Below are 9,596 nucleotides of genomic sequence, written 5' to 3'. Positions count from 1 at the left end.
GAAGCTCGACTTGAGAATGTCAAAAAGACTGAGGATTTGCAACGCTTGATTATTGAAAAACTTGTGGATATCTACGAGAAGGACGATGTTTACAAGGAGCAGATTAATTTCCAAGATGGATTGACAGTCATGCTTTTCGTTGGTGTCAACGGGGTTGGTAAAACAACTTCTATTGGTAAGTTGGCACATAAATACAAACAAGAAGGCAAAAAGGTCATGCTGGTTGCTGCTGATACCTTCCGTGCAGGTGCTGTTGCCCAGTTGGTCGAGTGGGGACGTCGTGTTGATGTGCCAGTAGTGACTGGTGCTGAAAAGGCTGACCCTGCTTCGGTAGTCTTTGATGGTATGGAAAAGGCTCTTGCTGAAGACGTTGATGTTCTCATGATTGATACTGCGGGGCGTTTACAAAACAAAGACAACCTTATGGCAGAGCTTGAAAAGATTGGCCGTATTATCAAGCGTGTGGTACCAGAAGCACCCCATGAAACCCTCTTGGCTTTGGATGCCTCAACGGGTCAAAATGCACTTAGTCAGGCTAAGGAATTTTCAAAAATTACACCTCTTACGGGTCTTGTTTTAACCAAGTTGGATGGTAGTGCCAAGGGTGGTGTGGTTCTAGCTATTCGCCAAGAGTTGGATATTCCAGTTAAGTTGATTGGTTTTGGTGAGAAGATTGATGACATTGGTGAGTTCCATTCAGAAGAATTCATGCAAGGTCTCTTGACTGGCTTGGTTTAATAGATATTTAAAAAGGGTGAGTACTGGGAAAAGGAATTCACTCTTTTTAATGGTGTCCTCACCTTGAAAAAAGTCGCTTTTATTGATAAAATAGTAAGGAAATACGCATGCTTTGAAAAGTGAGCTGTAACTTAATCACTGAACAATCCCTAAGCCATAAAAAGAGATGATTTTTTTCTCTTTTTTAAGGTGAGTCATAAGAAGATTTTTAATCTTAGTTTAAGGAGAAGACATGTCTGAACGTGGACTTTTAATTGTTTTTTCAGGGCCTTCTGGTGTCGGAAAAGGAACTGTTCGTCAGGAGATTTTTTCAACACCTGACCACAAATTTGAATACTCAGTATCAATGACCACACGTGCTCAACGTCCTGGTGAAGTTGATGGGAAGGATTATTTCTTTCGTTCGCGTGAGGAATTTGAAGAGCTTATTCGTAACGGTCAAATGTTGGAATATGCTGAGTATGTGGGCAACTACTACGGAACTCCCTTGACCTATGTCAATGAAACCTTGGATAAGGGGATTGATGTTTTCCTTGAAATCGAGGTTCAAGGGGCTCTACAGGTTAAGAAAAAGGTTCCAGATGCTGTCTTTATCTTTTTGACACCACCAGATTTGAACGAACTTGAAGAACGTTTAGTTGGTCGTGGGACAGATTCTGAAGAAGTCATTGCTCAACGTATTGAACGTGCGCGTGAAGAGATTGCTCTCATGAGCGAATACGATTATGCCATTGTCAATGACGAGGTGCCTTTGGCCGCTGAACGTGTCAAACGTGTTATTGAAGCGGAACACTTCCGAGTTGACCGTGTGATTGGTCGCTATCGTAATATGATTTCAGACAAGAAATTGTCAGATAAATAAATTAGAAATAGGTATAGAATTATGATGTTGAAACCCTCTATTGATAAACTTTTGGATAAAGTGCCTTCAAAATATTCATTGGTTATTTTGCAAGCGAAACGTGCTCACGAATTGGCAGCAGGTGCTGAAGCAACTCAAGAGTTTACGTCTGTAAAACCAACTCTTCAAGCTCTTGAAGAAATTGAATCTGGTAATGTAACTATCCACCCAGATCCAGAAGCTAAACGTGAATTGGCACGTTTGAAAGTTATCCAAGCGCGTCTTGCTGCTGAGGAAGAAGAACGTAAAATCAAAGAACAAATTGCTAAAGAAAAAGAAGAAGGCGATAAAATCTAAAATCAAAGTCTTGCTTTGGTTTACGAGGATAGGGGGAGCTGAGGCATAGTGTCTCAGCTTCCTTCTTTATGATGATAATCTAACTCAGGAGGTCCTGAGCACTAAAAAAGTACTGGTCTTAAGCTAGTGATGGGAGGAGATATATGGTTCTAGTTGCACAAATAATTGTAGATGTTCCTCTGATGCAGACGGACAGACCTTATAGTTACCTTGTACCCGAATCCATGCAAGGTCAAATTGCCATTGGTATGAGAGTTCATGTGCCTTTTGGTAAGGGAAATCGTCTCTTGCAAGGCTTTATCCTTGGTTTGGAAGAGCAGGAAAATGGAGGGAATCTTCCAGAGTTAAAGCCTATTGCGGAACTTTTGGATTATGAACCAGTCCTTAATCAGGATCAGCTGGACCTGGCTGACCAAATGCGACACACGGTTTTTTCCTATAAGATTTCTATCTTGAAGTCTATGTTGCCAGGTCTTCTTAATTCACAGTATGACAAGGTTATCATGGCGACTGATAAACTGAGTGAAGAGGAGAGGGAAACTTATCTTGAGGGGCGAGACCATATTCTCTTCTCACAATTATCAGAGGAGCAAGTCCAAGCCATTCCTCGGCTAGTACAGTCTGGTCGTGTAACGGTTGATTATATTGCCAATGATAAGCAGAACATAAAGACGGAGAAGCATTATAGTGTTCAAAGAGGAATTTTAGAGTCTTTGGATATTTCGCAACGAGCCAAGAAGCGGATGGCGTTGCGGGACTTCTTGTTAGAAAAAAATGAGTCTGGGAAATTGGTAGACCTGCACAAACTTTTTTCTCGAGATGTGGTGAAATTTTTCATTGGGGCTGGAGCTCTAGTCATCACTGAAGTTGAGGTCAATCGTGCTGATAGCTACTTTGAAAAAGTAGAGAAGACGGATTTTCTAGAGCTTAATGCTCAGCAGGCACATGCTGTTGAAAAAATGACGCGTCAAATCGGACAAGGTGATAAACCTTTCTTGTTGGAAGGGGTAACGGGGTCAGGTAAGACTGAGGTTTACCTGCATCTTATTGAGAGAACCTTGGCCATGGGGAAAACTGCCATTGTCTTGGTTCCAGAAATTTCTCTGACACCACAAATGACCAATCGTTTCATCTCCCGTTTTGGTGACTTGGTAGCGATCATGCATTCAGGCTTGTCAGATGGTGAAAAATTTGACGAGTGGCGTAAGGTCAGGTCTGGTCAAGCTAAGGTTGTGGTGGGTGCACGTTCGGCTATCTTTGCTCCCTTGGACAATATTGGAGCAATCATTATCGATGAGGAGCACGAGGCGACCTATAAGCAGGAATCCAATCCTCGCTATCATGCTAGAGATGTGGCCTTGCTTAGGGCCAAGAGTCATGGTGCTATTCTTGTACTTGGCTCAGCTACGCCTTCTATTGAGTCGCGAGCGAGGGCTCAGAAAGGGGTCTACCATTTTCTTGAATTGACGGAGAGGGCAAATCCTAATGCTAAAATTCCGCAGGTGGAAGTGGTGGACTTTAAGGACTTTGTAGGTAGACAAGAGGCGAGTGATTTTACGCCCCCTCTCTTAGAGAAAATCCGAGAGCGATTGGCACGTAAGGAACAAGTCGTTTTGATGTTGAATCGTCGTGGGTATTCTTCGTTTGTCATGTGTCGTGACTGTGGCTATGTGGATGACTGTCCCAACTGTGATATTTCACTGACTTTGCATATGGATACTAAGACTATGAATTGTCACTACTGTGATTTTCAAAAAGCTATTCCTCAGATCTGTCCTAATTGTCAGAGTCGTCAGATTCGCTATTATGGGACTGGGACACAGAAGGCTTACGATCAATTGACGGAACTTTTGCCAGAAGCCAGAGTGATTCGTATGGATGTTGATACCACACGTAAAAAAGGCGCTCACGAGAAACTCCTAGAGGCTTTTGGTAGTGGCAAGGCTGATATTCTGTTAGGAACCCAAATGATTGCCAAGGGCTTGGATTTTCCCAATGTTACCTTGGTAGGGGTCTTGAATGCGGATACGTCGTTAAATTTACCAGATTTTCGTTCGGCTGAGCGCACTTTCCAGCTTTTGACTCAGGTGGCTGGCCGTGCTGGTCGTGCGGACAAGGAAGGGGAGGTTATTATTCAGACCTACAACCCTAGTCATTATGCCATTCGTTTTGCTCAACAACAGGATTATGAGGGATTCTATGCCTATGAGATGGGGATTCGACGTCAGTTGGCCTACCCACCATATTTTTATACGGTAGGGCTCACTCTCTCCCACAAGGATGAAGAGTTTGTAGTCCGTAAGAGCTATGATATCATGGCTTATTTAAGAGAACACTTGTCGGACAAGGTGACTTTCTTGGGACCAACACCCAAACCTATTGCCCGAACACATAATCTTTATCATTATCAGATTATTATCAAATACCGTTTTGAGGATAACTTGGAAGAGACGCTTAATAGGGTTCTTGATATGACACAGGAACCTGAAAATAAGGATCTGCGTTTGATTATCGATCATGAGCCTCAGAATTTTACCTAATTTAGAAAAGGAAGAATATGACAAAATTAGTATTTATGGGAACGCCGGCTTTTTCAGCGACAGTGCTGGAGGGACTTTTGACAGATGAGCGTTATGAAATTGTCGCTGTTGTCACACAGCCAGACCGTGCTGTCGGCCGTAAAAAAGAAATCCGTATGACTCCAGTTAAGGAAGTAGCGCTGGCACATGACTTACCGATTTATCAACCTGAGAAGTTGTCAGGTTCTGAAGAAATGGCCCAACTCATGTCACTTGGAGCCGATGGTATTGTCACTGCGGCTTATGGTCAATTTTTGCCAAGTAAATTGCTTGATAGCATGGACTTTGCGGTCAATGTTCACGCATCGCTCTTGCCAAAATATCGTGGTGGTGCACCTATTCATTATGCCATTATCAATGGTGATGCAGAAGCTGGTGTGACTATTATGGAAATGGTCAAGGAAATGGACGCTGGTGACATGGTTAGCCAAAAGGCCTTGCCAATTCTGGACCAAGATAATGTCGGTACTATGTTTGAAAAATTGGCAGTCTTGGGTCGTGACCTCTTACTTGAAACCTTGCCTGCCTATATTGCAGGAGAAATCAAACCTGTTCCTCAAGATGCCAGTCAGGTAACGTTTTCACCAAACATTAGCCCAGAAGAGGAGCGCCTTGATTGGAATAAGTCGGCTCGTGACATCTTCAATCAAATCCGAGGGATGTATCCATGGCCTGTGGCACACACTCTACTCGATGGCAAACGTTTCAAAATTTATGAAGGAGACTTAGTAGAAGGGCAAGGACAGGCTGGTCACATTATCGAAAAGACTAAGAAGAGTTTGGTCGTTGCGACTGGTCAGGGGGCTATTTCGCTTAAGAGTGTTCAGCCTGCAGGTAAACCTCGTATGGCTATAGCTGATTTCCTTAATGGGGTCGGCCGCAATCTTGAAGTAGGTGATGTATTTGGCCAATGATTGGAAAAAAACAGCCCGTGGACAGGCACTTGAAGTCTTAGAAGAAGTCTTCCAAGAAGGAGCTTACTCAAATATTGCCCTCAATGCACGTCTGAGCAATTCATATCTAACAGATAAGGACAAGGCCTTGGTAACGGAAATTGTTTATGGAACTGTTGCCCGTAAGATAACTTTGGAATGGATCTTAGCCCATGTCATTGAGGATCGAGATAAACTTGAAGCTTGGGTCTATGACCTCTTACTTTTGAGTCTTTATCAGTTGGCCTACTTGGATAAGATTCCAGCCCATGCGGTGGTCAATGATGCCGTTTCTATTGCTAAAAATCGTGGCAATAAAAAAGGGGCTGAGAAGCTAGTGAATGCAGTTCTTCGTAAACTATCTAGCCAGCCTTTACCAGATCCAAGCAAGATTAAACGTGTCAACAAGCGCTATTCTGTTCAATATTCCCTACCTGTATGGTTGGTGAAAAAGCTTATTGACCAGTATGGGGAAGAGCGATCCCTTGCTATTTTCCAAAGTCTCTTTGTGAGAAATAAGGCCAGTGTCCGTGTGACGGATGTGTCCCGTATGGAAGAAATTGCGGAGGCTACTGGGGCTGAGCGTTCAGATTTGTCACCAGTCGGGCTTGTTAAGTCTTCGGGTTATTTTGCTGGAACTGATTATTTTAAAGAGGGATTATTGACCATTCAGGATGAGACCAGTCAGCTAGTTGCACCAACTTTAGGAATTCAAGGTAGGGAAGAAATCCTGGATGCTTGTGCGGCACCTGGAGGTAAGACTGTCCATATGGCCTCATACTTGACGAGTGGACATGTGACGGCTCTTGACCTCTATGATCATAAGCTTGATCTTATTAAGGAAAATGCACAACGTCTTGGTCAGGCTGATAAGGTTAAGACTCAGAAACTGGATGCTAGTCAGGTGCATCAAGTCTTTTCGACTGATAGTTTTGATAAGATTCTAGTGGATGCTCCTTGCTCAGGGATTGGTCTCATTCGTCGAAAACCAGACATCAAATACAATAAGGATCTCCAAGACTTTGAGTCCCTCAAGTCTGTGCAGTTGGATATCTTATCCAGTGTTTGTCAAACCCTACGAAAAGGTGGTATAATAACGTATAGTACTTGCACAATCATAGCAGAAGAAAATCAAGAGGTGATTCTAGCTTTTCTTGAGAGCCATCCTGATTTTGAGCAAGTTGCCTTAGACCATCCATGCAAAGACATCGTGGTCAATGGCTGTTTGGCTATTACCCCCGAACAGTATCTAACTGATGGTTTTTTTATCGCTCAGTTGCGTAAGAAGGCCTAGGGTTACAGAGGAGGAAATGCTGACGCAAGTCAGAAAGAAAATTATGGAAATATCATTATTAACGGACATTGGCCAAAAACGGTCAAACAACCAAGATTTTGTTAATAAATTTGTCAACCAGGCTGGTGTTACACTTGTCATTGTTGCAGATGGAATGGGTGGACACCGTGCTGGAAATATTGCCAGTGAGATGTCAGTAACTGACCTTGGTCGTGACTGGATTAACACTGACCTTCGTGAGTTGAGTCATATTCGTGATTGGATGATTGCTGCCATCGATGAAGAAAATCGTAGAATCTATGAGCTTGGTCAAAGTGAAGAATATAAAGGAATGGGAACAACTATCGAGGTTCTTGCCTTTGTTGATAATGCTGTGATTTTCGCTCATGTTGGGGATTCACGTATTGCCCTTATCCGTAATGGTGAGTATAAGCAATTAACGAGCGATCACTCCTTGGTCAATGCTCTTATCAAGGCTGGTCAGTTAACAGAAGAAGAAGCAGCAGTTCACCCACAACGTAATATTATTACGCAATCTATCGGGCAAGCTGCTCCAATTGAAGCAGATCTTGGTGTTCAACAATTGGAACCAGGAGATTATATTTTGGCCAATTCAGATGGATTGACTAATATGATTTCAATTGAACAGATTGTTCATATTGTCAACAGTCCTGGTTTCGTTGAAGAGAAAACCAGTCGTTTAGTTGCAGCTGCCAATGATGCTGGTGGTCATGATAATATTACCGTTGCTCTCATCAAAGTAGAAAGTGAGGAAGGATAATGATCCAAGTTGGCAAATTGTTTGCTGGACGTTATCGAATCCTTAAATCTATCGGACGTGGTGGTATGGCGGATGTTTATCTGGCTAACGACCTGATTCTGGATAATGAAAGAGTAGCTATTAAAGTGCTACGTACTAATTATCAAACCGATCAGGTGGCTGTGGCGCGTTTCCAACGTGAAGCGCGTGCCATGGCTGAGCTCAGCCATCCGAATATCGTTGCGATTCGAGATATTGGCGAAGAAGACGGCCAGCAATTCTTGGTGATGGAGTATGTGGATGGTTCGGACTTGAAGAAATACATTCAAGACCATGCTCCACTTTCTAACCAAGATGTTGTGCGTATCATGGGGGAGGTCCTGTCCGCCATGACTCTTGCCCACCAAAAGGGCATTATTCACCGTGACCTTAAGCCACAGAACGTTCTTTTAACTAAGGATGGCAGAGCTAAGGTTACAGACTTTGGTATCGCAGTAGCATTTGCTGAAACAAGTCTGACACAAACCAACTCAATGTTGGGGTCAGTCCATTATTTGTCACCAGAACAAGCACGTGGCTCTAAAGCCACTATCCAAAGTGATATCTATGCTATGGGGATTATGCTCTTTGAAATGTTGACAGGGCATATTCCTTATGATGGGGACAGTGCTGTAACCATTGCACTTCAACATTTCCAAAAACCCCTGCCATCAATTTTGGCTGAAAATCGTAATGTTCCTCAAGCTTTGGAAAATGTTGTTATTCGAGCAACTGCTAAAAAGCTTGAAAATCGTTACAACAGCACTTTAGAAATGAGTCGCGACCTAGTAACTAGTTTACATCCTAGTCATAGTCGCGATTCTAAGGTAGTCTTTGATGACATGACGGATACTAAGACCTTGCCAAAGGTTGATCCGGTTCCATCAGTAAGTCCTGAGAAAAAGGCTACTCCTAAACCATCAGAGCCAACACCGGCTCCAAGCAAACAACCGAGGAAAAAACCTTCACCGGCTAAAAAGAAAAAGAAGAAAAACTTATTCTCAACTTTACTTAAGGTTTTCCTAGGTCTCGTCTTTATTGGAATTATCATCTTTGCCTATCTTGTTTTTACCAATCCTGATAATGTGCAGGTGCCTAATGTGGTCGGTCAAGAACTGACAACAGCTAAAACCTCAATTGAAGGTGCTGGACTGAAAGTAGGTAATGTTACGGAAATGGAAGATGATTCCGTTGATAAGGGCAAGGTTATCAAGACCGACCCCACAGCTGGAACAACACGTAAAGAGGGAACCAGCATTGATGTCTATGTTTCTTCTGGTAGCAAAGCTTTCACTCTGAAAAATTATAAGGGTAAAAATTATAAGGATGCCATTGAGGATTTAACCTCGAATTATGGGGTTTCCGAGGATCAAATTGATATTCAATATGTCGAAGACGATGATGCTGAAGAAGGTGAAATCCTATCTCAAAGTCCAGAGAAAAACAACTCCTTCAATCCTAAAGATAGTGAGGCAAAAATCAAGTTCCGTGTGGCAACTCCTAAGACCATAACTATGCCTGATGTGACTGGTTTAACTGTCTCGACAGCAGTCCAAACCTTGAATCGTAAAGAGATTTCAAGTAGCAGTATTGAGTATCACGACTATAATACTGGTGTTAAGTTGGATAAGAGTAAGGTGCCTAGTAATACAGAGATCCTTTATCAAGATCCACAAGTTGGTACTGCCGTTGATGGTACAGTGATTCTCTATGTTTCAGTTGTAACCGAGAGTTCAAGTGTTCAACAGTCAAGCTCAGAAAGTTCGACACATTCGTCGTCATCTACAAGTTCTAGTTCTGAAAGTACAACTTCTAGTATCGAAACAGCTACAGAAGCTACTCACACAGAGTAAAAATAAGTTTGGAAATCTTAGATATAAGAGAAAGAGAGGTTTTTTGGGGCTCCTTGTCAACTGTAGTGGGTGACGAAAAGCTAACATCTAGAGAGGACCTGATAGGTCTTCTCTTTTTTTATGTTTAGAGTGATGAAAACACGCTTCCTAAAGTTGATAAAGTTTCTAAAACCAAAGCCCAACCGTTTGATGTCTTTAATCAA

At 42.5% G+C, this 9,596-nt stretch carries 8 protein-coding genes; all 8 read left to right on the top strand.

What is annotated here, in order from left to right; genetic code table 11:
* Nucleotides 1–738: signal recognition particle-docking protein FtsY (gene ftsY, locus RWZ99_RS07975; RefSeq protein WP_314677821.1), on the top strand; the 738-nt coding region annotated here is incomplete at its 5' end.
* A gap of 232 nt (nt 739–970) precedes the next feature.
* Entirely contained in the window at nt 971–1,600 is a 630-nt protein-coding gene (gene gmk, locus RWZ99_RS07970; protein WP_314677819.1) for a guanylate kinase, read from the top strand.
* Between the two features lie 21 nt (nt 1,601–1,621).
* Nucleotides 1,622–1,936 (top strand): DNA-directed RNA polymerase subunit omega, encoded by a 315-nt coding sequence (gene rpoZ, locus RWZ99_RS07965; RefSeq protein WP_314677817.1) that lies wholly within the window; start codon nt 1,622–1,624, stop codon nt 1,934–1,936.
* 143 nt (nt 1,937–2,079) lie between these two features.
* Nucleotides 2,080–4,476 (top strand): primosomal protein N', encoded by a 2,397-nt coding sequence (locus RWZ99_RS07960; protein ID WP_314677815.1) that lies wholly within the window; start codon nt 2,080–2,082, stop codon nt 4,474–4,476.
* 17 nt (nt 4,477–4,493) lie between these two features.
* Entirely contained in the window at nt 4,494–5,429 is a 936-nt protein-coding gene (gene fmt, locus RWZ99_RS07955) for a methionyl-tRNA formyltransferase (RefSeq protein WP_314677813.1), read from the top strand.
* Nucleotides 5,419–6,741 carry a 16S rRNA (cytosine(967)-C(5))-methyltransferase RsmB gene (gene rsmB, locus RWZ99_RS07950; protein WP_314677824.1) on the top strand — a complete coding sequence of 441 codons (1,323 nt, stop codon included), beginning with the start codon at nt 5,419–5,421 and terminating at the stop codon, nt 6,739–6,741. Before fmt ends, rsmB begins: the two co-directional genes overlap by 11 nt.
* Before the next feature lie 43 nt (nt 6,742–6,784).
* A complete protein-coding gene (locus tag RWZ99_RS07945) occupies nt 6,785–7,522 on the top strand; it encodes a Stp1/IreP family PP2C-type Ser/Thr phosphatase (RefSeq protein ID WP_314677811.1) in 738 nt (245 codons plus the stop codon).
* Nucleotides 7,522–9,393, top strand: a complete 1,872-nt coding sequence (gene pknB, locus RWZ99_RS07940) for a Stk1 family PASTA domain-containing Ser/Thr kinase (protein ID WP_314677809.1) — start codon at nt 7,522–7,524, stop codon at nt 9,391–9,393. Before RWZ99_RS07945 ends, pknB begins: the two co-directional genes overlap by 1 nt.
* Nucleotides 9,394–9,596: the final 203 nt, after the last annotated feature.

Source organism: uncultured Streptococcus sp., from assembly GCF_963545685.1.
GTDB lineage: Bacteria > Bacillota > Bacilli > Lactobacillales > Streptococcaceae > Streptococcus.
The sequence above is the reverse complement of the archived record's forward strand: the minus strand, read 5'-3'. Positions and strand labels throughout refer to the sequence as shown.